Source organism: Microterricola gilva (assembly GCF_004217495.1).
GTDB classification, from domain to species: domain Bacteria; phylum Actinomycetota; class Actinomycetes; order Actinomycetales; family Microbacteriaceae; genus Microterricola; species Microterricola gilva.
In genome coordinates this window covers 3,404,095-3,427,960 of the sequence record NZ_SHLC01000001.1, presented here as the reverse complement: position 1 = coordinate 3,427,960, position 23,866 = coordinate 3,404,095, and the positions used below count along the sequence as shown (strand labels likewise).

Here is a 23,866-nt window from a genome sequence, read left to right as displayed (position 1 = left end):
AGATGACAACAGTGCTCTACACCGGTGGCACCGGACGAATGGGCGGCGTGATCCGCGAGGGCCTCGCTGGGCGCTACGACCGCGTCGTGCTCTACGCGCGGAGCGAGAGCGACCGGCCGCTGCACGCCAACGAGGAGATCGTCATCGGCGACCTCGCCGACCTTGATCGGCTCACCGAGGCGGCAGCGGGCGTCGACGTCATCGTGCACCTCGGCGGAGTCGCCGATGAGGCGCCGTACGACGAGATCCGCACCTCCAACATCGACGGCACGTACAACGTCTACGAGGCTGCACGACGGGCCGGGGTACGCCGGGTCGTCTACGCGAGCTCGAACCACGTCGTCGGGTTCCACCCGGCCAGCGAGGTGCTTGACGAGACCGCGCCGCTGCGGCCGGACACCTACTACGGCGTGTCCAAGGCATTCGGTGAGGCGCTCGCGAGCCTCTACCACGACAAGTGGGGCATCGAATCGGTGCTCCTGCGCATCGGCACATTCCGCCCCGCCCCCGAAGACCGACGACAGCTCGGGCTCTGGCTGAGCTGGCCGGACGGCGTCGAGCTGACGCGCTGCGCGATCGAGAGCGGCCCGGTCGGCTGCCAGGTCGTCTACGGCTGCTCGGCGAACACCGATCGCTGGTGGAACGCCGATGCCGGCTGGGCCGCAATCGGCTTCGTCCCCAAGGATGACGCCGCCAACCACACCGAAGGCGTCGACTTCGCCGCCGCTACGCCGGAATTCCACGGCGGAGCGTTCACCGCTTCTAGCTACGAGGGAGGGATCTGGTGAGCACTGCCGCCGATTTCACCGATGTCCTGATCACCACCGCCTTCCTGCACGCCGGCGACGAGGCCGACCGGATGCTGCGCGCCGCCGGGCTGACCACGCGTCACGTGCCTGACCTCGCCACCCTGCCCGCCGCCGAGCGCGCCGAGCTGCTGGCCGGGTCGCGTGCGATCATCGCGGGCACCATGCCGCTGACCGCCGCAGACCTGAGCGCGGCCGAGCGCCTCGAGATCGTCGTGCGCACCGGCGTCGGCTACGACAGCGTCGACGTCGCCACGGCGACGGCTCGCAACATCCCGGTCTGCATCACCGCCGGAGCCAACCGACAGGCCGTCGCCGAGCACGTCTTCGCGCTGATGCTGGCCACCGCTCGTCGTGTGCCGGAGAACATCCAGAACCTGGCGAACGGCAGCTGGCAGCAGCTGACCGGTCGGGAGCTGCGCGGGGCGACCCTCGGCATCCTCGGTCTCGGTTCCATCGGCAAGGCCGTCGCAGGCATCGCCGCCGGATTCGGCATGGAGATCGTGGCCTACGACCCGTACTTCGACGAGGACTTCGCCGCGGCCAACGGCATCCGACGCGCGGAGCTCGACGAGGTTCTGGCGCAGGCTGACGTCGTCACGCTGCACCTCTTCCTCGACGACTCGACGCGCAATCTCATCAACGCCGACCGCCTGCGCACCATGAAGTCCGACTCGATCCTGATCAACACCGCGCGCGGTGGGATCGTCGACGAGGACGCGCTGGTCGACGCCGTCCGCAACGGCGTGATCGGCGGCGCGGCGCTTGACGTGTTCGCCACCGAGCCGTTGCCCCAGGACAGCCCGCTGCTGCACACGCCGGGAATCCTCGCGACCACGCACGTCGCCGGAGCGACCCGCGAGGCACGTGGCACGTCCGGCCTGATGGCCGCAGCCAACGTCATCGATGTGCTCACCGGAGTCGCCGGCCCCCAGTTCGTCGTGAATCCCGGCTACGAGGCGGTGCTCGCGTGATCGTCGAGACGAGCTCCGGATCCGTCCGGCTCGCGGCGAACCTCAAGTGGATGTACACGGAGGTGCCGTTCGAGCAGCGCTTCGACGCGGCCGCCGCCTCGGGGTTCACCGGCGTGGAGTTCGCCTCACCATACGAGCTGTCGGCCGACGCGATCCGCCGGATGCTCGACCAAGCAGGCCTCGAGCAGGTGCTGATCAACACGCCGGCGGGGCCCGCGGGCTCGACGACGGTCATGGGTGCTGGCTTCGTTCCGGGAGCGCGCGACGAGTTCCGCGCCGGAGTGCTCTCCGCGCTGGAGTACGCGACGGTCCTCGGCACGCCCGTGATCCACGTGATGGCCGGACTGCGACCGGCCGACGCCGATCCAGAGCGCGCCTTCGCCGGCTACGTTGCGAACATCGGCTGGGCGGCGGAGCAGGCGCGCAGTGCCGGCATCCGCATCGTGCTCGAGGCGATCAACAAGCGGGATCAGCCGCGCTACGGCCTGGAGTCGATGGAGACGGCGGCCGCGGTCGCCGAAGCCGTCGATCCCGACACGGTCGGCGTGCTCTTCGACGTCTACCACGCCCAGGTCGATCGCGGGAATGTGATCGAGCGCTTTGAGCGCCTCGCCCCGCTCGTCGGGCACGTTCAGATCGCCGACAACCCCGGACGGGGCGAACCTGGAACGGGGGAGATCGCTTACGAGCGCGTGCTCGCCCGGATCGCCGCCAGTGACTACGCGGGCTGGATCGGCTGCGAGTACGGACCCGTCGCCGACACCCACGATGGCCTGACATGGACAGAGAGGATCAGCGCATGAGCGACGCACGCATCGCACTCATCAGCGCAACGCCGCTGGCAATCGGCCCGGCGGCCGCCGCGATGAGCGAGGCGTTCCCGACCGGGACCGTCTGGAACCTGCTCGATGACCGCCTGCTCGCCGACGCCCAGCTCGAGGGCGGCATCAGCGCGCCGCTGGCCGCGCGGATGGACCAGCTCATCGAGCTGGCGATCGCCGGAGGAGCCGACGGCGTGCTGCTGACCTGCTCGCAGTACGGCGCGCGCGCCGACGTTCGCGACGTCACGGCCGACGGTGTCGCCGTGCTGTCGGCCGACGGGCCCCTCTTCGCCGAGGCCGTTGCGCACCGCCCGGCGCGCGTGCTGCTCGTCGCCTCGCTGGAGTCAGCCGCCGCGGACAGCTCAGCGCGTCTCGCCGCCGCCTTCGAGTCGGCCGGCGTCACGACGGAGATCCGGTCGCTCGTCGTTCCGGCCGCAGCGAAGCCGCTCCCCGCCGACAGCCTCGCCGAGGTGCTCGCGGATGCCGTGGCGACCGTCGCAGCCGACTACGAGCTGATCGTGCTCGCCCAGTTCTCGCTGGCGCCCGCCGCGGCCGTTCTCGCCGAGAGCTTCGCCGTTCCGACGCTCGACGGCCCGCGTGCCGCCGCCGCCCGCTTGGCGGCCGACATCGACGGGCGCGGTCGATGATCGGGGTCATCGCCGATGACGTCACCGGCGCGACCGACGTCGCAGCGGCCCTCAGTCGCTCCGGGCTGCGGACGCTGCTCTCCCTGACCGCCGACATCGGCGAGGGAGCAGGCGACGCCGACGCCATCGTGATCGGGCTGAAGACCAGATCGATCGCGGTGCAGGATGCCGTCGCCCAGAGCCTCGCCGCGCTCGCGGCACTCCAGCGCCTCGGCGCCGATCGCTTCTACCTGAAGTACTGCTCGACCTTCGATTCGACGGCGGAGGGCAACATCGGCCCCGTGACCGAGGCGCTCGCGGCCGAGCTCGGCGCCGGCATCGTCGTGACGACCCCCGCGGCACCGCTGCACGGCCGAACGGTCTACCGCGGCCACCTGTTCGTCGGCGACGCCCTGCTGCACGAGACCCACATGCGCGAGCACCCGGTCACCCCCATGCGTGATTCATCGGTGCCGAGGCTGCTCGCCCCGCAGGTGACCGGGACCGTCGACCTGCTCCCGCTCGAGACCGTCCGCGATGGCGCAGAGTCGGTCCGTGCCGGTATCGCCGCCGCCGCGGCATCCGGCATCGCCCATCTCGTCGTCGATGCGGTCATCGAAGCCGACCTCGCCGTCATCGCAGAGGCCGTGGACGGCGACGTGCTCGTCGCCGGATCCGCCGGGCTCATCGGTGCGATCGCGCTGCGCCGCCCGGCATCCGACCGCGTCGTCGCCGGCCCACCGAGCGGTCGGACGGCGATCCTCGCCGGCAGCTGCTCGCGCCGCACCCTCGAGCAGATCGCACGCTTCCGTGCCAGCGGTGGCGAGGCCTTCCAGCTCGTCGCCGAGCCGGGGGAGTCGGCGTCCGAGCTGGCCGAGAGCGCACTGGCGTGGTGGGACGCGCAGCCGGCCGATGCCTCGGCGCTGATCTACTCCTCCAGTCCAGCCGAGGAGCGGGACGCCAGCCGCGACCTCGGTGCGCTGTACGAGCAGACCGCCGGCCTCATCGCGACGCAGCTGGCCGACCGCGGCCTGCACCGGATGCTGATCGCCGGTGGCGAGACCTCTGGCGAGGTCGTCAAGGCGCTCGGAACGCGGACCGCCGTCGTCGGCGAGGAGGCGGCGCTCGGTGCCCCGTGGATCCACGACACCGACCGTGACCTGCACCTCGTCCTGAAGTCAGGGAACTTCGGCGACCCCGATCTGTTCGTCGACGTGGCACGGAGCGGGGAGGCGCGATGAGCGGCGAGGACGCTGCGGCGCAGATCGAGCGCGTCGCGCGGTCGATCCATCGACGGGGGCTCACCCACGGCCGCACCGGCAATCTGGCGATCCGCGATGGTGAGCGCATTCTGGTCACGCCGACCGGGGTGAACCTTGGTGAGGTCGAGGCGGGCGAGCTGTCTGTCCTGGATGCCGCCGGGCACCACCTGGGCGGGCCGAAGCCGACGAAGGAAGCGTTCCTCCACGTCGCGATGCTGCGTGTGCGCCCAGACCTGAACGCCGTCGTGCACACCCACTCGCTCTACTCGGCCGCGCTGTCGTGCCTGGACGGGCTGGACCCGGAGCGTCCGCTCCCGCCTCTGACGGCGTACTACGGGATGCGGGTCGGCGAGCTCCGGCTGCTGCCGTACTTCGCGCCGGGGGACCCGGCCGCCACGGCCGCCGTCGAGGAGGCCGCCCGCGCCGGACACGCGCTTCTGCTGCGCAACCACGGCCCCGTCGTGGCCGGTGTCGACCTCGATTCCGCGCTCGACGCGCTCGAAGAGCTCGAGCACACCGCCCAGGTGTACTTCATCACCACGGGGCACCCCACCGCTCCGCTCACCGCGGAGCGACTGGCCGCGCTGACGTCGCGCACCGCCCCCGAAAGGACCCATCCCGCATGATCACCCTCTACAGCGGACTCGTCGTGCAGCAACCGCTCGTCGAATCGCTCATCCCCGAATTCGAGGCCGCGAGCGGCAGCAGGGTCGAGGTGACCTTCGAGCCGACCTCGGTGCTGCTGGAACGCATCGGCGCCGGCGAGCGTCCCGACATGGTCCTCGGCGTCGCCGGCTCGGTGCGCGGCCTCGCCGATCAGGGCATCCTCGACGGTGACGCCGTTGCCGAGATCGCGGTCTCGGCGGTCGGATTCGCGCGGATGCCGGAGGCGCCAGCCCCCGCTGACGACTCGGCGCAGGCGTTCCTCGACTATCTGCTCGGCGCCAGGGCGGTCGCGTACTCGCTCTCCGGTGCGAGCGGGCTGCACTTCGCCGAGGTGATGCGTCAGCGCGAGCTGCTGGAGCGCCTCGACGTGCGAGCCGTCCGATTCACCGCTGGACTCACGGCGGAGGCCGTCGTCGACGGGCGCGCGGATGTCGCCATCCAGCAGGTCAGCGAGCTGCGCTCGGTCGCCGGCCCCCACATCGTCGAGCCGATCCCGCACGAGCTGCAGTCCTACGCGCGGTTCGCAATCGGCGTGCGGGCGGGCGCCCCCGAGGCGGCAGGCGCATTCGCGTCCTACCTGACGAGCACCCGCGCGAGCGAGGCGTTCGCGGCGGTCGGGCTGAGCGCCCCCTGAGCACACCCTGGCCGTCACGCTTCACCGCGGCGGCCGACAGAGAGTGAATCCGCGCGACAGCACGACGCGCGAACAGAGAACTAAGGAATGTCATGAAGAGAAAAGTTGTAGTGGACACCGACACCGGTGTGGATGACGCGCTGGCGCTGATGCTCCTGGCGGCCGACCCGGACGTCGAGATCCTGGCCGTGCTGAGCGTCTTCGGCAACTGCCACGGCGACCGCGCGGCCGACAACGCGCGCTACGTGCTCGACACCTGCGGGCGCCAGGACGTGCCGGTCTACCGGGGCTGCGATGTGCCGCTGAAGCAGGAGCTCAAGTTGTCCTCCGGCGTGCACGGCGACGACGGCTTCGGCAACACCGGCCTGCGCCCGGCCGTCTCGGTGCCCACCGAGCCGAACGGCATCCAGGTCCTGCTCGACCTCGTCAACGAGCACGAGGGCGAGATCGACTACCTCGCGCTGGGCCCGCAGACCAACCTGGCCACGGCGCTCCAGACGGATCCGCTGCTGCTCGAGCGCCTGAAGAGCGTGACGATCGTCGGCACCCTCGGGCCGGCGCTCTACAACGACACCGAGCCGTGGGCCGACCGCCGCTTCCGCGTCTCCCGCGACCCCAACGTCTCCTTCGACATCGACGCCGCGCAGGAGGTCGCGAGCCGCCCGGGCAACGTGACCTGGTGTGGTCCGTACGTCACGCGTCAGGCGCTCGTGCCGGAGAACTTCTTCCTCGACATCGCCGCGTCCACCGGCTACGCGCCGGCCGAGCTGATCACGAAGATCAGCCACGACTACGCCGGTTTCTACTCCCGCTCCTATCCCCAGCCCGACGACGCGCGCGTCATGGGGATCAACGACAGCCTCGCGGTGGCCACGCTGCTGCGCCCCGACCTCGTCGCGGGTGCCGTCCAGCGGCCACTGGCGACCTTCGAGGACCCCGAGACGGGCGAGCGGTTCCTGGCCGGCGTGCACCCGGAGAAGGGAGAGACCCGGCCTCAGCACCGCGTGATCTTCGACATGGACTTCAACGGGGTCCTGGAGATGATCGACGAGACGCTGCGGCGCCCGCTGCCGTGGCGCTGACGCCGCCGCGCACTGGGGTGACGATTTCTCACCCCCGCCCCCAAATTCTCGCTATACTATAGTCAGAAGTTTCCCCCGCAATGATTCCGCTTGACCCCCGAGCAAAGGAGCTCCCCCCTCCCATGTCTAAAGTTCAAGACCCCGTGCTCCGTGAGGGCACTGAATCCCCCCAGGCGCTGAAGCGGCGCCAGGCCAGGCAGCTGTTCGCACTGAGTGCCGGTCACGCACTGGAGTGGTACGACTGGGCGATGTTCGGGCTCCTGTCCGTCTACCTCGGCCAGGCGTTCTTCCCGGCGGAGAGCGTTGTTGCGGCGACCTTGAACTCGCTGGCCGTGTTTGCCGTCGGCTTCGTCGTGCGGCCGATCGGTGGCGTCTTCCTCGGCCTCGTTGCCGACCGTCTGGGCCGGCGGCCCGTCATGGTCGGCGCCGTCGGCATCACCGCGGCCGCGAGCCTCGTCATCGGAATCACCCCGACGCACGAGACGCTCGGCATCTGGGCCGGTGTGATTGTTCTGCTCTGCCGCATCCTGCAGGGCTTCTCAACCGGTATTGAGGGATCGCTCGGCGCGGCGTACGGCGTGGAGCTCGTTCCGGAGCGCCCCGGGTACGTTGCCGGCTTCATGGCGACGTTCAACAACCTGGGCAACATGCTCGCTCCGCTCACGGCGCTCGTGACGACCATGCTGATCGGCCCGGAGGGAATGGCCGAATGGGGATGGCGCGTGCCGTTCATCCTCGGCGGTCTGCTCGGCTTCATCGTGCTCTGGCTGCGTCGCACCCTGCCCGAGACGCTTCCGCCGGTGACCGACGGCTCGACGGCCCCCGCCAGCGGGAAGTCTGCTGAGGTCTGGCGCGGCGTTCGCAAGTACTGGCTCAGCGTCCTCGCCGTGGTGTTCATCGTCGGCGCGGTCCAGGCCTACAACTACACCTGGCTGTCCGGCCTGCCCTCGATGGCGACCGGCACATACAACGAGGACCCGACCGGCGTCTTCGCCGTGTCGACGACTCTCGGCGGCATCCTCACCGTTGGAGCACTGGTCCTCAGCCGTTTCCTCGACAAGTGGAACCTGTCGCGGGCCTTCGTGGTCGGACGCATCCTCGCGATCCCGACGATCTTCCTCGTACTCCTCTACACCGGCGATGGCGTCGGCCAGCTTGCCGCGGTGATGCTGGGTGGCTCGCTCGTCCTGCTGCTCAACCTCACCATCTTCAGCACGGTCGCGAACCTGATGATCCCGCAGCAGTTCCGAGGCACAGCCGTTGGGCTCGGCTACGGCATCGGCGTCGCCCTGTTCGGTGGCACAGCGTCGTACCTGTTCGTCTACCTGCGGAGCATCGATCTCGGGGCTCTCTTCCCGGTCTACGTGGCCACCCTGTGCGCCATCAGCCTCGTGCTCTACCTGGTCGCGAAGCGCCGGAACGGTGTCTTCGCCGGCAAGTAGCCCGTCGTAGCCCGAACAAACGCCGCGTTGCCGGCCCACCGCTCTGCGGTGCGGTCGGCAACGCGGCGTTGTGCTGTCTGCGAGCTGGCCGGCGGACGGCGAGGAGCGGCCGGTGCGAGCTGGGTGCCGGCTAGCGGGCCGAGCGCCGTGGGGTCGAGCTGGCTGCGGCCTCCGCGGCCTCGTGCACCGCGCGCTCGTCGGCGAGAGTGCGCTGCCGCGCCGACTCGATGTGGGATCGCATGAGCTCGGCGGCAGCGACCCCGTCGCCGCGGCGGATGGCCTCGAGGATCTCCCTGTGCTCCTTCGCCGCCTCCAGCGCGTGCGTTCTGCCTGCCCGTCCGCTGAAGCGGAACCGCTGGAGCTGGCTGCCCAGTGCCGTGAATGCCCTGTGGATGAATGGGTTGCCGGTGTTGGCGCTCAGCAGGGTATGGAACGACTCGTCGGCGAGCCAGCTCTCCTTGAGCGACTCCGCGTTCGTGACATCGCCCGCGTGCTCCATCGACTCGATGGTGTCGACGAGCTGCTGCAGGAAGGCGGGGGTCGAGCTGGTTGCGGCCTCCGCGGCGAACGCCGGCTCGAACAGGAGTCGCGCATCCATCAACTGCTGGATCTCTGTCGGCGAGAGCAGAGGTGCGACCTCGTAGCCGCGCAACGGATTCCGCCGAACGAAGCCAGTCGGTTCCAGGCGGGCGAGAGCCTCTCGGATGGGCGTTGCGGACAGGTTGAGCTCGCGCGAGAGCGCATGGATGTTCAGCCAGTCCCCGGGTGGGCGCCGGCCCCTGATGACTTGGAGGAGGAGCTCCTCGTAGGCCCGGTCGGCGAGGGGCACGCGGGTGGAACGTCGCCTCGACGGCGGGACGTGGTCCTCGGTCACTCGAACTCCTCACAACACATGGGCGGTAAAAGTATCGCAGCTTGACGCCGGTCGGGGGGCGTGCGCGGGGCATGTGGCGGAGCGGGACGATGGATGCGGACATGCCGTTGGGCCCGCGTCGGATGGCGCGGGCCCAACGGTCGTTCGGTTGCTACGCGGCCTTCTTCTCCTTGCCACCGCGCCACAGTCCCACGAACTCGCGGGCCAGCTCGGTGCTGGCCGGCAGGTCCATGTTGCGGTCGGGCTTGGAGCCGTAGCCGAACACGGCGCCGTCGGCGACCTCGGCGTAGGTGGCGGCGTGCTGCGCGGTCATGCCCGAGCCGAGGATGACCGGGGCGTCCGGGATGGCGTCCTTGACCTGGCGCAGGCGGTCAAGGCTCGGCGGCATGCTCGTGTCGTCACCGGCGAGGATGATGGCGTCCGCGCCGCCGCGGTGCAGCATGTCGGCGGCGATGACGCCGACCGGGCGCTCGACGATCGGGCGGGCGTGCTTGGTGAGCAGGTCGGCGAGGGTGAGGATGTGCTCGCCGCCGATGCTCTTCTTGTAGCGGGCCACGAGGTGCGCCTCGCTGTTGATGATGCCCTGGTCGGTCACCGAGGCATCCGTGAGGATGTTGAGCCGGATGAACTGGGCGTCCACCGCTGCTGCGATGCCGAGTGATGCCTTCCAGGAGTTGCGGAGGATGTTGATGCCGAGCGGGAGGTCGGTGTGGCGGGCGACCTCGCGGGCGACGACGGCCGCGGCGGCGACGGTCTCCGGCTCGATGGTGACCGGGTAGAAGGGGTAGTCGTGGAAGTTCTCGACGAGCAGTGCGTCGACGCCACCCTCTGCGAGTGACGTCGCGTCTGCGACAGCGCGGTCGATGACGTCGTTCAGGTCTCCGGAGTAGCCAGGGGCTCCGGGAAGCGCATACATGTGGACCATGCCGATCACGGGGGCCTTGTCGGCGAAGACGCCGGTGAAGCGCTGGAGGTAGGGGTTGCTCATGTGATTTCTCCTTACAAAAGTGGTCGGAGCATCAGCACGCGTTGACTGCGAACATCTGCTTTGACGTTGTGCCAGTGCCCTCTGCGAGCTGCATCGGGCGCCGCGAAATGAGGTGTGAACGAGACGCGATCCGCGACCTCATTCGGCGACACTTCAAATAATATTCGATTCTTTACGACTGTCAAGACGGGCCGGGCGAGCGGATGGCGGCGCGAAGAGTGGCGTCGCCGCTGGCGCCCTCGGGTGCTGTGGCCGGGCGGCAATGCACACGAGGGCTGGACGGGAATACCCCACTGGGGTATAGGGTTGGGGTGACTGACGGAAGGCATTGCAGCATGCACAACGAGAATCAGCGCACCGCGGCTGGCGGCCACGACGGGCACGCCGGCCAGGCGTCGAGCGGTCACGACAGGGGTGGGCACGCCGATCACAGTGGGCACGCCGGCCACCTCGATCACGCGGACCCTGATGTGCACGCCGGGCATCAGACCGGGAACGTGAACCACGCCGGTCACGCCGGCCACGGGTCGGACGACGACCACGCCGTGCACAGCCATGCCGGGCATAGTGGGAGCAGCCACGCCGGGCACAGCGTCGCGATGTTCCGTGACAAATTCTGGTGGAGCCTTGCGCTCTCCATTCCGGTCGTCTTCTTCAGCCCGATGGTGGCGCACCTGCTCGGCTACCACCTGCCCGAGTTCCCCGGATCCACCTGGATCCCGCCGGTCCTCGGCACGGTGATCTTCTTCTACGGCGGCATGCCGTTCCTGCAGGGCGCCGTGCGCGAGCTGCGCTCCAGGCAGCCAGGCATGATGACGCTGATCGCGATGGCGATCAGCGTCGCCTTCATCGCCTCCTGGGCCACGAGCCTCGGTCTCGGCCTCGAGCTCGACTTCTGGTGGGAGCTCGCGCTGCTCATCGTGATCATGCTGCTCGGGCACTGGATCGAGATGCGGGCGCTCGGTGCGGCATCCGGTGCCCTCGACGCCCTCGCGGCCCTGCTGCCCGACACCGCCGAACGGATCGAAGGAGCTATCACCGGCAACGCGATCAGCGAGGTGCCGATCGGCGAACTCGCCGCAGGCGATGTCGTGCTCGTGCGCTCCGGTGCGCGCGTGCCGGCCGACGGTGTGATCGTTGACGGGGCGGCCGAGGTCGACGAGTCGATGATCACGGGGGAGTCCGCGGCCGTGCCGCGCAGCCTCGGCGACACCGTCGTGGCCGGGACCGTCGCCACCGACAGCGCGATCCGGGTGCGGGTGACCGCCGTCGGCGACGCCACGGCGCTCGCCGGCATCCAGCGGCTCGTCGCCGAGGCCCAGGCCTCCGGTTCGCGCGCGCAGGCCCTCGCCGACCGTGCGGCGGCGCTGCTGTTCTACTTCGCCGCCGCTGCCGGCCTCGTGACCTTCATCGTCTGGATGCTCCTCGGCAGCCCGGATGACGCCATCACCCGCACCGTCACGGTGCTCGTCATCGCCTGCCCGCACGCCCTCGGGCTCGCGATCCCGCTGGTGATCGCGATCTCGACCGAGCGTGCGGCCAGGGCCGGCGTGCTCGTGAAGGACCGCCTCGCCCTCGAGCGCATGCGCCACATCGACGTCGTGCTCTTCGACAAGACAGGAACGCTCACCCGAGGCGAGCACGCCGTGAGCGACGTCGCCGTGGCCGACGGGCAGACGCGTAGCGAGGTGCTGCGCCTGGCGGCGGCGACTGAGCAGTCCAGCGAGCACCCGGTCGCCCGCGCGATCGTCGCGGCCGCGCTCGCCGATGCGCACCACGCAACTGTCGTGGCGGACGCAGCCGGTACCCCGGTCGGTGCGCGCTTCGGGCAGGTCACCGAGTTCCGTTCCTACACCGGCGTGGGCGTGCGTGCCCGCGTCGACGGTGACGACTACGCCGTCGGTGGCCCGCGCCTGCTCGAGGCCGACTCCATCGCCGCCCCCGATGCCATCCGGGGGTCGGTCGATGCGTGGAAGGCCCGCGGTGCCTCCGTGCTTTACCTCGTGCGCGCCGCCGGGAGTGCCGACGGCCAGGCCGTGCTCGGCGCTTTTGCCCTGCAGGATGCGGTGCGCGCCGAGTCACAGGATGCCATCGCGGCGCTGCACCGCCGCGGCATCCGCGTGGCCATGATCACCGGGGACGCCCAACAGGTGGCGGATGCCGTCGGCGCCGACCTCGGTATCGACGAGGTGTTCGCCGAGGTGCTGCCCGGCGACAAGGACGCCCACGTGGCGGCGCTGCAGAAGCGCGGGCTCACGGTCGCCATGGTCGGCGACGGCGTGAACGACGCCCCGGCGCTCGCCCGCGCGGATGTCGGCATCGCGATCGGGGCCGGAACCGACGTGGCCGTCGAGTCCGCCGGTGTTGTGCTGGCCGCCAACGACCCCCGTGCGGTGCTCTCGATCATCGAGCTCTCACATGCGAGCTACCGCAAGATGATCCAGAACCTGGTCTGGGCGGCCGGCTACAACATCGTCTCGGTGCCGCTGGCCGCCGGCGTGCTGGCCGGGGTCGGCTTCGTGCTCTCGCCGGCGGCCGGCGCCGTGTTGATGTCGCTCTCGACGATCGTGGTGGCGCTGAACGCCCAGCTGCTGCGCCAGGTCAGCCTCGACCCCGCCCGCCTCGCCCCCGCCGCCTGATCACTCCGGTTGGCTCGGGGGAGCGCCAGCGACCGAATCAACCGCGCGAGACGAGCAGGCGGCGAAACCCGCTAGTTGTGCCTCTTTAGTCGTCGTAGGAGCGAGCGCGGATCCACGGCATAGGCAGGAGTTCGACGGGGGTCACTGCGGCGACGACACCGTCCCCCGTGTCGATGAGGACACGCAGATCCTGACCAAACTTCGGGATCAGTTCACGGCACACCCCGCACGGGTTGATGACGTGCGGAACATCGTCAACCCCGAGCCCGACAGAAACGATCGTGGTGATGGCTTCGTCGCCGCCGATTTTCGCGTTGGCGACCGCGCTGCTTTCAGCACACACTTTGACGCGCGGGGTGGCGAGACTCACGCCGAGATACACGGCTCCCGAGATGCCGCGTGCAGCGGCGGCAACCCGAACGGCGCCTGGATCGTGCACGCGAGACAGGAGGGCCGCGGCGGCCTCGACGAGTTCCGTGTCTGTGGGGAGGAGATCTTGAGTCATAGTCGTACCTTTCCGAATACACGGGACAAAGACGAAGCCTTCGACCGTGTCCAATACCCACGGCCGAAGGCTTTCACTGCTGGCCGCGCTCAGAGCGGGCAGCAGTCCGTCGCACTAGTTCCTGGTTCCGAAAGCGGTGACGGACTCGACGAGCGCGTCTGCCACGGCTGCCGCGTCAATGTCCAGCAACACATCAACGTTGGGGACACCGCCCCAACGGTCGATCATCTGCACGACTGTCTGTCCGCGGGTGTGCTTGCCGTCCAGTTCAACATCGACGCGCAGATGACGCACCTGGAACCAGTCCGGGTTGATGGCGTAGGCAATGCATGGAACATCGTTCAGGTGCATGCCTTCTGACTTCCACTCTGGCATCTCAGTGGTGTCCTGGTGGCGGTCGGGGTAGCCGATCATTTCGCACAGGGCGCGGCCCATGGGTGAACCTGATGCCCACAGCTTCTCTACCCGGTCAGGGGTGACCGAGAACTTGCGGCACACGTCAAGACCGACCTGTGTCAGCTTCGCACCAGATTGCACGACGATTTCGGCAGCTTCAGGATCGTTGAAGATGTTCGCGCTGGCAACAGGAGAGGCGTTGCCCCACGTGAGAGCTGCTCCACCCATGTAGATGATGCGACGGACGTTCTCAGCAAACTTCGGCTCCAACGAGATCGCGAGAGCGACGTTCGTGAGCGGTGCGAGCGCCATGATGCTGATCTCGCCCGGGTTTGACATGACGAGGTCGATCATCTTCTGCACGGCCTCGGTTGGGCCATCAGTGCCGGGAGCCGGATCGGGGTACTCCCAGTACCCAACGCCGCTTGGGCGGTGAATGTGCTCGGCGAAGTTCGGCTCCCCGACGAGAGGGCGGGGAGCGCCAACCCAAATCGGCAAGTCAGGGCGACCCGACAGGTGTGTGATCTTCCGTGCGTTGGCGGTTGCCTTCTGAACGTTTACGTTCCCGAAGACGGTGGTGAGCGCCTCGACGTGGAACTTGTCCGTTGCGAGTGCCCAGAACAGTGCGCCGGCGTCGTCGATGCCGGGGTCAGTGTCAATGATGAAGCGTTCCATGGTTCCGTTCTTTCTATGGTGCCTGTGTCAGTGGGGAACCTCTGCGATACCGGCACCGTTGCCGACGTTGCCGGTATCGCGCAGAGAGTCGGACTACTTACCGACGAAGATGCCGTTGCGCTTCTTGGCTACGAGGTACAGAACCACGCTGATTGCGCACAGGGCGGCGATGTATACCGGGAACATCCAGAACATGCCCTCGCCCTGCAGCCACAGCAGCAGGTACGAAGCGGTGCCACCGAAGAGCGCAACGCCGAAGCCGTAGCCGAGGCCGAGACCCGTGCCGCGGATGTGTTGGGGCAGCAGCGAGTTGGAGACCGTGACGAAGATCGTCATGTTGAGAAGCAACACGATCGCGCCACCGAACATGACCCCTGCGAAGGTTTCGATGCCGGGCTGTGTGTAGAGCAATGACAGGAAGATCGTCGGAATTGCCAGGACGCGAGCGACGACGAAGACCTTTGACATCGCGAAACGGTCAAGAACCTTGCTGAGGAACAGTGCGCCAAGAGTCATGAAGATTCCGAAGCCGGTGGTGATGGCGAAAACAGCGGCTGGGTCTTCCTGGAAAGCAGCGCGCGCGAGGTTGGGCAGGCCAGCGATCCACGTGTAGTTGTAGGCCTGGATGGCACCGACGATGAAGACGGTGGCCAGAACGCTCAGCCAGTACTTGCGTACGTCGCCCCATACCGAGGGGAGCTGCTTCTTCTCAGCCTTTGCTTCGCGTGCGCCGTCGATGTCGAGCGTCTCAGGCAGCGTGCTGCGCAGCCACAGCACGATGAGACCGAACAGTCCGCCGATGATGAACGGAATGCGCCAGCCCCACTCTGCGAGGTTGTCACCCGTGAGCAGTTGTGTGAGGAACAAGATCGACAGCGGTGCGAGCAGGTTTCCGAGGTTGTTGAAGAATCCGAAGAAGCCCGAGACATAACCGGGGCGGTTCGGAACCAGTTCGAGTGCGTAGGCGGTGCCGAGAGGCGCCTCGACGCCGGCAGACAGGCCCTGCAGCAAACGCATGGCGACGACGATGATCGGCGCGGCAGCACCGATGGTCTCGTACCCCGGCAGGACGCCGATGACGAAGCTGCCGAAGGACACGGCTGCGATGGCGAAGATCATGATCTTGCGGCGGCCAAGACGGTCGGCGATGGATCCGAAGACGATGCCGCCAATGGGGCGAGCAATGAATCCAACGGCGAAGACGGCGAGCGCATTCAGTGTCGATGCGAGTTCGTTGTCTGCGGGGAAGAAGTGGGCCCCAAGGTACGAAGAGAGCAGACCGAAGATCGCCCAGTCGTACCATTCGAGGGCGTGGCCCCAGCTGAGCGCGCGAAGGTTCTTACGCTCGGTTTTGGTGGCATTGCCTGTCAGCTGTACTGACGAGGGCGCCGCGACGTCTTGCGTGATCATGGAGCTCCCTTGCTCAACTTTCCCGGGGGATAGTGCTCAATTTCTGCGAACGCCTCGGTTCGGGCGGCAGGTCTCGGATCACTATAGTATAGCGCCGCCCGTTTGGGTATTCGGATCTTGCTACGGGGTGACGACGGCGAACTTCCACGCAGTTTCGCCAGAAAGTGACGCCGCTGCCTTCTGCGCCGTTCGAGATCAGCACGGGCATGCACGCGCAAGGTGAACAGGAGCGCCCATCTGGTCTGGGCGAGGAACTTCTACTCTGTCCCGTTCAGTCACATCGGCGCTCTGGTTGGCCTTCGCGTCACCGAGACGATGCTGGACGTCTAGCGGTGTGACGAGCGCCTGACCAGATCAAGCAATCGGTCCATGGTCTTTCCCCTGGCTGGGGGAGAGCGCGCGGGGGTAGACCGCTACTGCCGTTGCTTGGCCGGGATCAGCACCTCGCGGATGAGCAGGATGATCCCGGCCGAGACGGGGATCGCGACGAGGGCACCGCCGAGTCCGGCGAGCGTGCCACCGGCCAGGGCCGAGATCAACACGATCGAGCCCGGCACCTGCACGGCCTTGCTCATCACCCGCGGCGTGAGGATGTACGCCTCGACCTGCATGTAGACGAGCATGGAGAGCAGCGTGATGAGCGCGGCCGTCGGCGAGACGAAGAGCGCGATCACGGTCATGAACGCCGTGGTGATCACGGTTCCGACCAGGGGGATGAGCGTGATGAAGAAGACCGCGACGCCGATGATGAAGGCGTAGTGCACGCCGACCAGGCTGAGCAGGATGACGCTGAACACCGAGTTGATGAAGGCGAGGATGACCATTCCGCTGAGGTAGCGGCCGACCGAGTCCATGATGCGGTTGGCGTAGCCGGAGAAGACCTCACGCTTGGATGCGGCGACGAGCGAGTAGGCGGCCGTCTTCATCGTGTCGAGCGTCGCGACGAACCAGATGGTGAGGATCGCGACGAAGAAGCCGGAACTCAGCGCGTTCGTCACCGCGAATCCGACCTGGAGTGCCCCGCCGCCGACGGTCGCCCAGAACTTGGGGTCGGCGATCGTCTTCTGGACCCAGTCGACGACCGTGCCGACGAGGCCGCCGGTGTTCTCATCGAGCTGGGTGAACCAGCCGCTCTTCTCGAGCGCGGCGACCTGCTGCGGCACCGTGGTCACGATCTGCTGCACCTGCTCGATGATCAGCGGGATGATGATCAGCAGGATCGTGGCCAGCATCGCGACGATGAGCGCGATCACCGTGACGAGCGCCCACGCCCGCGGCATGCCGAGCTTCTGGAACCAGCGGATCAGCGGGTCGAGCCCGAGGCTGATGAAGAGCGCCGCGAACACCGAGATCAGCACGGATCCGAGGTTGTACAGCGTGAGCGCGAGAACCAGGGCGATGAGCACACCGATCGTCACGGTGAAGCCCCACACCAGCGGGCGGGTGTGGAACATGCTCGGCTTCTCGCGCTGACGCAGCGAACGAGGCACGCTGCCTGCGCCGAGGTGGGCCGAGTGCGCCGACGGCGCCTTGCCCTCCACCGCGTTCCGCGCGGCTGCACGACCCTGTTCGTTGTGTGCGCGATGAACGAGAGATCCGCGAGGCATGGACGCCCTTCCTGGTCACCGGCCGCCTCGTGGCAGCCGACTGGCTGTCCTCAGTATTGCGGGTGCCTCTCCGGATGCCGCGCGCACGCGCCGCGCAACACCCGCTTCGCGCGGGGCGCTCAGGTGCAACGCGAGGCGGCGCGGTGGCTCATGCACTCTTCGCGGGGATCTCCAGCTCCTTGTAGTAGCCGGAGTGGGCCGGGTAGTAGTGTTCCCATTCCGGCAGCGCATGGCCGGCGCGGGACGCGATGAGCCGATCGAGGTAGTAGTCCCAGCCCGGGCCCATCGTGGCGGCATCCTTCGACTCGTGCAGCCGCTGACCCAGTGTCAGCGTGGTCATGCCTCCCGCCTCGGTGAGGTGGCAGAACACCCGCATCTTCTCGATGCCCTCTCGCGACTCCACCAGGAAGCGGTGCGGCGGCGCGCACTCGAGAATCGTCACGTACTCCCACTCGGCGTCGGGTTCGCTCGTCATCCGGAACTTGACCCCGCCTGTCGTCGGCTGACCCGTGTAGGTGCCTATCCAGTTCTCCATCTGATGCGGATTCGTCAGGCTGAACCACACGTTCTCGATCGGCGCGGCGAACAGCCGGTCGAGCAACAGGTACAGCCCGTCGGGGCGGTGAGCGAATCGTCCGGTGGGTTGGGGTGACATGACGACCTCCGCAGGGTTCAGCGCCAAGATCCGCGTGGGCCGACAATGCCCGTGCGGGTCATTCTTTTCTTCAGGCTACCCCCGAAGTGCCGGCCGGTGGCAAGCAAAATCGGCGGTGCCACGATCCGCCGGCTGAGGCTGCAGTCGGCCCAGCTGTACTGAGGCGTTCTGCGCTACCATCACGAGAAGACCCGACCCGAGCAGCCCGAGCGCACCCCGGCACCTGGCGCTCGCGCTCGAGTGAAGGGGAACCATGTCAGTCCGTGACCACAAGCTCATTCCGAACGACTTCAGCGCCCTGCCGTCGCAGGCCGCACCGACCGCGGTGAGCCTCGTCGACACCTTCTCCGCCGAGCTCGATGCGACCGGCCACGTCGTCGGCGCCGACGGCGATGTGCCCGCCGCGCTCGGCCTCGACCGCGCCGCGCTGGCGAAGCTGGGCTTCGAGGCGAAGGCCGGCCAGACGCAGACGGTGCTCACGGCATCCGGCGGCCTCGTCATCGCGGTCGGGCTCGGTGCGCCGGATGAGTCCGCGAGTGCGGATGCCGCACGCGCCGCCCTCCGTGATGCCGCCGCGGCCTTCGCCCGCGCCGCATCCGCGCACGCCCGCATCGGCCTGGACCTCTCCGGCCTCCCCGGACTGGACGCCGCAGGCGTCGAGGCTGTGACCGAGGGCGTGCTGCTGGCCCGCTACCGGTACAACGCGCTCAAGGCGAAGCCCAAGGGCACCGCGCTGGCCGCGCTCGAACTGCTCGGCACCGCAGGGATTGCCGGGGCGGATGACGCCGTCCGCCGTGCCCAGATCGGCGCCCGCGCCGGCAACATCACCCGCGACCTCTGCAACACCCCGCCCGGCCACCTCACCGCCACGGACATCGCCGAGCTCGCCGTCGAACTGGGGCGCGAGCACGGCTTCGCCGTCGAGGTGTTCGACAAGCAGGCCCTGATCGAGCTCGGCTGCGGCGGGCTGCTCGGCGTCAACGCCGGCAGCGCCGAGGAGCCGCGCATGGTCAAGCTCCGCTACATGCCGTCTGCCGGCTCGGAAAGCGCGCCTGTCGGGGCCGGACACCTCGCGCTCGTCGGCAAGGGCATCATGTACGACTCCGGCGGAATCAGCCTCAAGCCCTCCGACCCCATGCACCTGCTGATGAAGATGGACATGGGCGGGGCGGCCGCCGTGCTCGGCGCCTTCACCGCGTTCCGCGATCTCGGCCTCGGCACGGCCGTGACCGGCTTCCTGATGTGCACGGATAACATGCCGTCCGGCACCGCGACCAAGCTCGGAGACGTGCTCACCGCGCGGAACGGTAGAACGGTCGAGGTGAAGAACACCGACGCAGAGGGCCGCCTCGTCATGATGGACGCCCTCGCGCTCGCCGTGGAGGAGAAGCCGGACGCGATCGTCGACATCGCCACCCTCACCGGGGCCGCATTGATGGCGCTCGGCCAGTCGACGGCCGCCGTGCTCGGCAACAACCAGGCCATCGTCGACCAGCTGCGCGCCGCCGCATCCGTCGTCGACGAGCCGGCCTGGCAGCTGCCGCTGGAGAAGAAGTACCGCAAGCAGCTCGACTCCGACGTCGCCGACCTCGGCAACATCGGTGGGCGCTTCGCCGGAGCGACGACCGCCGCGCTGTTCCTCAACGAGTTCGTCGACGGCCTGCCGTGGGCACACCTCGACATCGCCGGAACGATGCAGTCGGATGCCGACGACTCCTGGCGTTCGCAGGGTGCGACCGGCTACGGTGCGCGCCTGCTCACGGAGTTCGCGCAGCGCTTCACCAAGGTGCAGTAGCCCGCCAATAACGCAGGAGCAGAGCCTCGCCGGGCTGAATGACCGGCCCGCGCTGCTGTGCTCCTGCGTTTTTCGGAGTCGAGCCAGCCGCGCCGGTTAGGTTCGTGACAACCCCGCGAGCATCGCCTGCGGTTCCCGAGTTTGCCTGGCTGAGGGCTGCCGCCTTTCGCGACGCTTCGCGTCGCGCTATTCCGACTCCTCCAGCACCGCCATGGCCGCGTTGTGCCCTCCGAGGCCGCTGACGGCACCGCCGCGCACGGCACCCGAGCCGCAGATCAGCACGCGCGGGTGCGCCGTCGCGACACCCCAGCGCTCCGCCGCGGTCTCCCGCGGGGCGTCGTCCTCGAGGAACGGCCACGACAACGGCCCGTGGAAGATGTTGCCGCCCGGCATGTTCAGCGCGTGCTCGAGGTCGAGCGTCGTCTTCGTCTCGATGCACAGTTCGCCGTCGGCATCCCGCATCACCACGTCCTCGATCGGCTCGGCGAGCACCGAGTTGAGCGAGGCGAGCACGGCGGCCTGGAGCCGTTCCCGTGTCGCATCGTTGTTGGCCTCGGTCAGCCAGCGGTCGGGCGCGTGCAGCGCGAAGACGGTGAGGGTGTGCGCCCCGGATGCCGCCAGCTCCGGCCCGAGGATCGACGGGTCGGCCAGCGTGTGGCAGTAGATCTCGCAGGGCAGCACCTCGGGGATCACGCCGCGGGAGGCCTCGTCGTACGCTCCCTCGAGCTGGCTGTAGCGCTCGTTGATGTGGAAGGTCCCGCCAAAGGCCGCCTCAGGGGTCACCGTAGCGTCGCGCAGCTTCGGCAGCCGGCTGAGCATGAGGTTGACCTTGACCTGCGCGCCCTCCGGGCGGGCGGCGACGGCATCCGCGCCGGTGTCGGCGTCGGCAATGCCGATGCCGGCGCTCGCCGCACCACCGGCCGCGAGCAGGCGGTCGAGCACGAACGGCGCGACGTTGGCGAGAACGGTGCCGCCGACAACACGGCGCTCGTGGCGGCCGCGCCGGTAGCGCACCTCGCCGTCCGCACCGATGCTCGTGACCTCCGCTCCGGTCACGATGCGTGCGCCTGCGAGCCGCGCCGCGCGCTCGATCTCGCCGGAGACGGCGCCCATGCCCCCGATCGGCACGTGCCAGTCCCCGGTCTCGTTGCCGATCACGTGGTAGAGGAAGCAGCGGTTCGCGTCGAGCGACGGATCGTCGACGGAGGTGAAGGTTCCGATCAGGCCGTCGGTGGCGACGACGCCGCGCACGAGGTCGCTGTCGAAGCGCTCGGTGATGACCTGGCCGAGCGGCTGCTCGAAGAAGCTGGTCCAGAGGGCGTCGTCGCCGAGCAGCCGGCGGGCCTCGCTGCGCGTCGGCAGCGGCTCGCAGACACTTGGGAAGAGCGCGGCGGCGACGCGGGCGGTGTCGGCGTAGAAGTCGTTCCACGCGGCGAAGTCACCGTCGGCGCCGACACGGGCGAAGGAGGCGCGGGTGGAGCGGCGGTTCGAGTTGTCGACGAGCAGGCCCGTCGTGGTGTCGGCGGGATCCGGGGTGTACGAGCTGTACCGGCGCTGCGCCAGCCGGATGTCGAGTCCGAGCTCCTCGATGATGCGGGCTGGCAACAGGCTCACCAGATAGGAGTAGCGCGAGAGCCGGGCGTCGACGCCGCTGAACGCCTCGGCAGAGACGGCGGCGCCGCCGAGGTGGTCGTCCCGCTCCAGCAGGAGCACGCTCTTGCCTGCCTTGGCCAGATAGGCGGCGGCGACGAGGCCGTTGTGCCCGCCGCCGACAATCACAACGTCGTGAGTAGCTTCAGTCATGAGCCGAGCCTATCCGCGGCGGATGCCGCGAGCCGCCGCCGTTGCTCTGCGCCTGACTACTCGACGAACTTCAGCGTGCCGATCTCCTTGTCGGCGTTGTCCATGATCGTCATCGTCTCGCCGGAGATCGTCGCCGAGTCGAGTGCTGACAGCCAGGTGTCGACGCCCTCGCAAGCCATGAGTGTCGAGGCAACGTCGATGAAGTCGATCGTCGACCCCTCAACCTCCCACGCGCCGGTGAGCTGATTGCAGCCATCCGAGCCGGCCACCTTGCCGTCTTCGGTGAAAGCGAGGAAGGGGAGTCCAGCGGTGTCCGCTGTGCCCCAGAAGCCGACGGGGTCCGGCTCGGCCGGCGCACCGACGCCGTAGACCTGGCATCCGCTCAGTGCCAGACCGGTCGCCGCTGCGATCGCGATGGCCGCTGCGACGCGGTGTCGTCGCGGCGAGCCCAACAGTGTTCCGAGGGGAAATCTCTTCATCGTGACCATCCGTTCGTGGCTCGTGTCGGCCCGCTCGGGGCCCGATGGGCTCCACGGTAGCGCGCCGCGTGGGGCCGCTGCGAGAAATGGCATCGAAACGTTAGGCACAGCGTTAGTGTCATGCTGTGGACCCCATCGCGATAACGCTCATCATCCTGTTGGTGTCTGTCGCCCTGTTCATGTCGAACCGCATTCCGGTCGGCGCCATCGCGCTTGCTGTCGCCGTCGCGCTGTGGGCGACGGGCGTGCTCACACTGCAGCAGTCCCTCGCCGGTTTCGGCGACCCGACCGTTCTGTTCATCGCATCACTCTTCGTCGTGAGCGAGGGCCTGGATGCCACGGGCGTCACGACCTGGGCCGGCCAAAAGGTGATCGGTGCAGCGGGCAAGAACCCGCGCAAGCTGCTCGTCCTCGTGATGCTGCTCGTTGCCGTGCTCACCGCGCTGATCAGCGTGAACGGCGCCGTGGCGGCGCTGCTGCCCGTCGTCGTGGTCGTCGCTGTCCGCGCCGGCCTCGCCCCATCGCGGATGCTGCTGCCGCTCGCCTTCGCCGCCCACGCGGGGTCGATGCTCGCCCTCACCGGGACGCCGGTGAACATCATCGTCTCCGAGGCCGCCGTCGACGCCGGCGAGGGCGCATTCGGCTTCTTCGAGTTCGGCCTGGCCGGTGTGCCCCTCGTCATCGGCACCCTGTTGATCACCATGGCCTTCGGCAACAAGCTGGTGCCGGAGCGCACGGCGAGCCTGATGCCGCGCGACCTGAGCGACCACGCCAGGGTGCTGCGCAGTCAGTATGCGCTGACCACCCCGCCGGCCGAGCTGATCGACGCCAGCGGCGGTGTCGCGGAGGTTGTCATCCCGCCGCGCTCGACCCTCATCGGCCTCACGGTGTTCCCCGGCATGTGCACGCCGAGCGGCGACCTGGTGATCCTCGCGGTGCAGCGGAAGGGCGAGAACCTCGAGGGCAAGGATGCGGCCCTGGCCGCCGGCGACACGCTGCTGCTCGAGGGCAGCTGGGCCGCCCTGGACGAGCACACGGCAGACCCCGATGTGCTGGTGGTCGACTCGCCCGATCTGCTGCGCCGCACGGTGCCGCTCGGCCCCCGCGCCGGCTGGGCGATCGGCATCCTGACCGGCATGGTCGTGCTGCTGGCGACCGGGCTGGTGCCGGCAGCGATCGCCGGTATCGTGGCGGCGCTGGCCATGGTGCTCACCCGCACGGTGTCGGTGCCGCAGGCCTACCGCAGCATCTCGTGGACGACGGTCGTGCTCGTGGCCGGGATGATCCCGCTCTCGACGGCGTTCATGCAGACCGGCGCGGCCGACCTCATCGCCGACGGCCTGCTCGGCGTCGTCGGCGATTCCGGGCCGCAGCTGGCCCTCTTCGCACTCTGCCTCATCACCGTTGTGCTCGGTCAACTCATCAGCAACACGGCCACGGTGCTCATCGTCATCCCGGTCGCCGTCTCGGTGGCCGCGACGATGGGCGTCTCGGTGCTGCCGTTCCTCATGGGCCTCACGGTGGCCGGCGCCGCCTCCTTCCTCACGCCCATCGCCACCCCGGCGAACATGATGGTGATGGGCCCCGGTGGCTACCGCTTCACCGACTACTGGAAGCTCGGCCTGCCGCTGCTTCTGCTCTTCCTCGCCGTCGCCACCTTCTACGTGCCGCTGATCTGGCGCTTCTAGGAGCCCCTCGCCGCTGGCGGTGCGACTCGGCGCGCCCGT

General features: G+C 68.6%; 22 protein-coding genes. 13 read left to right on the top strand and 9 right to left on the bottom strand.

All coding sequences use genetic code 11. The features are described from left to right. Nucleotides 1-2: 2 nt before the first annotated feature. From EV379_RS15900 to EV379_RS15860, 9 genes are all read left to right on the top strand, one after another. The gene (locus EV379_RS15900) at nt 3-788 is read left to right on the top strand and encodes an NAD-dependent epimerase/dehydratase family protein (protein ID WP_130506993.1); all 786 of its coding nucleotides are present in this window, start codon (nt 3-5) and stop codon (nt 786-788) included. Continuing rightward, the gene (locus EV379_RS15895; RefSeq protein ID WP_242616413.1) at nt 785-1,780 is read left to right on the top strand and encodes a phosphoglycerate dehydrogenase; all 996 of its coding nucleotides are present in this window, start codon (nt 785-787) and stop codon (nt 1,778-1,780) included. The genes EV379_RS15900 and EV379_RS15895 overlap by 4 nt, the downstream gene beginning before the upstream one ends. Beyond that, on the top strand, nt 1,777-2,583 hold the full coding sequence (locus EV379_RS15890; protein ID WP_130506992.1) for a hydroxypyruvate isomerase family protein: 807 nt from the start codon (nt 1,777-1,779) through the stop codon (nt 2,581-2,583). Before EV379_RS15895 ends, EV379_RS15890 begins: the two co-directional genes overlap by 4 nt. Beyond that, the gene (locus EV379_RS15885) at nt 2,580-3,248 is read left to right on the top strand and encodes a hypothetical protein (protein WP_130506991.1); all 669 of its coding nucleotides are present in this window, start codon (nt 2,580-2,582) and stop codon (nt 3,246-3,248) included. The genes EV379_RS15890 and EV379_RS15885 overlap by 4 nt, the downstream gene beginning before the upstream one ends. After that, nucleotides 3,245-4,468 (top strand): 3-oxo-tetronate kinase, encoded by a 1,224-nt coding sequence (gene otnK / locus EV379_RS15880; RefSeq protein WP_130506990.1) that lies wholly within the window; start codon nt 3,245-3,247, stop codon nt 4,466-4,468. Before EV379_RS15885 ends, otnK begins: the two co-directional genes overlap by 4 nt. Beyond that, a complete protein-coding gene (locus EV379_RS15875) occupies nt 4,465-5,115 on the top strand; it encodes a class II aldolase/adducin family protein (protein ID WP_130506989.1) in 651 nt (216 codons plus the stop codon). The genes otnK and EV379_RS15875 overlap by 4 nt, the downstream gene beginning before the upstream one ends. After that, on the top strand, nt 5,112-5,789 hold the full coding sequence (locus EV379_RS15870) for a substrate-binding domain-containing protein (protein ID WP_130506988.1): 678 nt from the start codon (nt 5,112-5,114) through the stop codon (nt 5,787-5,789). Before EV379_RS15875 ends, EV379_RS15870 begins: the two co-directional genes overlap by 4 nt. A gap of 92 nt (nt 5,790-5,881) precedes the next feature. Beyond that, a complete protein-coding gene (locus tag EV379_RS15865; RefSeq protein WP_130506987.1) occupies nt 5,882-6,871 on the top strand; it encodes a nucleoside hydrolase in 990 nt (329 codons plus the stop codon). 122 nt (nt 6,872-6,993) lie between these two features. Next, a complete protein-coding gene (locus tag EV379_RS15860; RefSeq protein ID WP_130506986.1) occupies nt 6,994-8,313 on the top strand; it encodes an MFS transporter in 1,320 nt (439 codons plus the stop codon). 130 nt (nt 8,314-8,443) lie between these two features. Here EV379_RS15860 and EV379_RS15855 read toward each other — a convergent pair whose 3' ends face one another. Beyond that, nucleotides 8,444-9,187: a GntR family transcriptional regulator gene (locus EV379_RS15855; protein ID WP_130506985.1), complete on the bottom strand. Its 744-nt coding sequence runs from the start codon at nt 9,185-9,187 to the stop codon at nt 8,444-8,446. Between the two features lie 151 nt (nt 9,188-9,338). Then, nucleotides 9,339-10,175: a BtpA/SgcQ family protein gene (locus tag EV379_RS15850; protein WP_130506984.1), complete on the bottom strand. Its 837-nt coding sequence runs from the start codon at nt 10,173-10,175 to the stop codon at nt 9,339-9,341. A gap of 335 nt (nt 10,176-10,510) precedes the next feature. Here EV379_RS15850 and EV379_RS15845 point away from each other — a divergent pair, with 335 nt between their 5' ends. Then, nucleotides 10,511-12,814, top strand: coding sequence for a heavy metal translocating P-type ATPase (locus tag EV379_RS15845; RefSeq protein WP_130506983.1), 2,304 nt, complete (start codon nt 10,511-10,513; stop codon nt 12,812-12,814). An 85-nt stretch (nt 12,815-12,899) separates the two neighbouring features. Here the strand turns inward: EV379_RS15845 and EV379_RS15840 are convergent, their stop codons facing one another. The 3 genes from EV379_RS15840 to EV379_RS15830 all read right to left on the bottom strand — a co-directional run bounded on the left by EV379_RS15840 (nt 12,900) and on the right by EV379_RS15830 (nt 15,800). After that, nucleotides 12,900-13,319 (bottom strand): cytidine/deoxycytidylate deaminase family protein, encoded by a 420-nt coding sequence (locus tag EV379_RS15840; RefSeq protein ID WP_130506982.1) that lies wholly within the window; start codon nt 13,317-13,319, stop codon nt 12,900-12,902. Between the two features lie 114 nt (nt 13,320-13,433). Continuing rightward, entirely contained in the window at nt 13,434-14,390 is a 957-nt protein-coding gene (locus EV379_RS15835; RefSeq protein WP_130506981.1) for a nucleoside hydrolase, read from the bottom strand. 93 nt (nt 14,391-14,483) lie between these two features. Next, nucleotides 14,484-15,800: an MFS transporter gene (locus tag EV379_RS15830; protein ID WP_130506980.1), complete on the bottom strand. Its 1,317-nt coding sequence runs from the start codon at nt 15,798-15,800 to the stop codon at nt 14,484-14,486. 180 nt (nt 15,801-15,980) lie between these two features. Here EV379_RS15830 and EV379_RS17635 point away from each other — a divergent pair, with 180 nt between their 5' ends. After that, nucleotides 15,981-16,130 carry a Mu transposase domain-containing protein gene (locus EV379_RS17635; RefSeq protein ID WP_423203266.1) on the top strand — a complete coding sequence of 50 codons (150 nt, stop codon included), beginning with the start codon at nt 15,981-15,983 and terminating at the stop codon, nt 16,128-16,130. Between the two features lie 83 nt (nt 16,131-16,213). Here EV379_RS17635 and EV379_RS15825 read toward each other — a convergent pair whose 3' ends face one another. Together EV379_RS15825 and EV379_RS15820 are read right to left on the bottom strand one after the other, a co-directional pair. Further along, the gene (locus EV379_RS15825) at nt 16,214-17,407 is read right to left on the bottom strand and encodes an AI-2E family transporter (protein ID WP_130506979.1); all 1,194 of its coding nucleotides are present in this window, start codon (nt 17,405-17,407) and stop codon (nt 16,214-16,216) included. 148 nt (nt 17,408-17,555) lie between these two features. Continuing rightward, a complete protein-coding gene (locus EV379_RS15820) occupies nt 17,556-18,062 on the bottom strand; it encodes an SRPBCC domain-containing protein (protein WP_130506978.1) in 507 nt (168 codons plus the stop codon). 253 nt (nt 18,063-18,315) lie between these two features. Between EV379_RS15820 and EV379_RS15815 the strand changes: the two genes are divergently transcribed. After that, the gene (locus EV379_RS15815) at nt 18,316-19,857 is read left to right on the top strand and encodes a leucyl aminopeptidase (protein ID WP_130506977.1); all 1,542 of its coding nucleotides are present in this window, start codon (nt 18,316-18,318) and stop codon (nt 19,855-19,857) included. 186 nt (nt 19,858-20,043) lie between these two features. On the opposite strand, the gene EV379_RS15810 is transcribed toward EV379_RS15815, so the two are convergent. Both EV379_RS15810 and EV379_RS15805 read right to left on the bottom strand, forming a co-directional pair. Continuing rightward, the gene (locus tag EV379_RS15810; protein WP_130506976.1) at nt 20,044-21,660 is read right to left on the bottom strand and encodes a phytoene desaturase family protein; all 1,617 of its coding nucleotides are present in this window, start codon (nt 21,658-21,660) and stop codon (nt 20,044-20,046) included. Nucleotides 21,661-21,716: 56 nt separating this feature from the next. After that, nucleotides 21,717-22,139 (bottom strand): META domain-containing protein, encoded by a 423-nt coding sequence (locus EV379_RS15805; RefSeq protein WP_130506975.1) that lies wholly within the window; start codon nt 22,137-22,139, stop codon nt 21,717-21,719. 125 nt (nt 22,140-22,264) lie between these two features. On the opposite strand from EV379_RS15805, the gene EV379_RS15800 reads away from it, so the two are divergent. Further along, nucleotides 22,265-23,827 carry an SLC13 family permease gene (locus EV379_RS15800; RefSeq protein WP_130506974.1) on the top strand — a complete coding sequence of 521 codons (1,563 nt, stop codon included), beginning with the start codon at nt 22,265-22,267 and terminating at the stop codon, nt 23,825-23,827. The last annotated feature ends 39 nt before the right edge of the window (nt 23,828-23,866 follow it).

Excerpts from the sequence above, each read along its gene's own strand:
- EV379_RS15875 (WP_130506989.1), top strand. The coding sequence starts at position 4,465 with ATGAGCGGCGAGGACGCTGCGGCGCAGATCGAGCGCGTCGCGCGGTCG.
- EV379_RS15870 (WP_130506988.1), top strand. The coding sequence starts at position 5,112 with ATGATCACCCTCTACAGCGGACTCGTCGTGCAGCAACCGCTCGTCGAA.
- EV379_RS15830 (WP_130506980.1), bottom strand. The coding sequence starts at position 15,800 with ATGATCACGCAAGACGTCGCGGCGCCCTCGTCAGTACAGCTGACAGGC.
- EV379_RS15840 (WP_130506982.1), bottom strand. The coding sequence starts at position 13,319 with ATGACTCAAGATCTCCTCCCCACAGACACGGAACTCGTCGAGGCCGCC.
- EV379_RS15805 (WP_130506975.1), bottom strand. The coding sequence starts at position 22,139 with ATGAAGAGATTTCCCCTCGGAACACTGTTGGGCTCGCCGCGACGACAC.
- EV379_RS15865 (WP_130506987.1), top strand. The coding sequence starts at position 5,882 with ATGAAGAGAAAAGTTGTAGTGGACACCGACACCGGTGTGGATGACGCG.
- EV379_RS15825 (WP_130506979.1), bottom strand. The coding sequence starts at position 17,407 with ATGCCTCGCGGATCTCTCGTTCATCGCGCACACAACGAACAGGGTCGT.
- EV379_RS15820 (WP_130506978.1), bottom strand. The coding sequence starts at position 18,062 with ATGTCACCCCAACCCACCGGACGATTCGCTCACCGCCCCGACGGGCTG.
- EV379_RS15860 (WP_130506986.1), top strand. The coding sequence starts at position 6,994 with ATGTCTAAAGTTCAAGACCCCGTGCTCCGTGAGGGCACTGAATCCCCC.
- EV379_RS15850 (WP_130506984.1), bottom strand. The coding sequence starts at position 10,175 with ATGAGCAACCCCTACCTCCAGCGCTTCACCGGCGTCTTCGCCGACAAG.
- otnK (WP_130506990.1), top strand. The coding sequence starts at position 3,245 with ATGATCGGGGTCATCGCCGATGACGTCACCGGCGCGACCGACGTCGCA.
- EV379_RS15885 (WP_130506991.1), top strand. The coding sequence starts at position 2,580 with ATGAGCGACGCACGCATCGCACTCATCAGCGCAACGCCGCTGGCAATC.
- EV379_RS15810 (WP_130506976.1), bottom strand. The coding sequence starts at position 21,660 with ATGACTGAAGCTACTCACGACGTTGTGATTGTCGGCGGCGGGCACAAC.
- EV379_RS15815 (WP_130506977.1), top strand. The coding sequence starts at position 18,316 with ATGTCAGTCCGTGACCACAAGCTCATTCCGAACGACTTCAGCGCCCTG.
- EV379_RS15900 (WP_130506993.1), top strand. The coding sequence starts at position 3 with ATGACAACAGTGCTCTACACCGGTGGCACCGGACGAATGGGCGGCGTG.
- EV379_RS15835 (WP_130506981.1), bottom strand. The coding sequence starts at position 14,390 with ATGGAACGCTTCATCATTGACACTGACCCCGGCATCGACGACGCCGGC.
- EV379_RS15845 (WP_130506983.1), top strand. The coding sequence starts at position 10,511 with ATGCACAACGAGAATCAGCGCACCGCGGCTGGCGGCCACGACGGGCAC.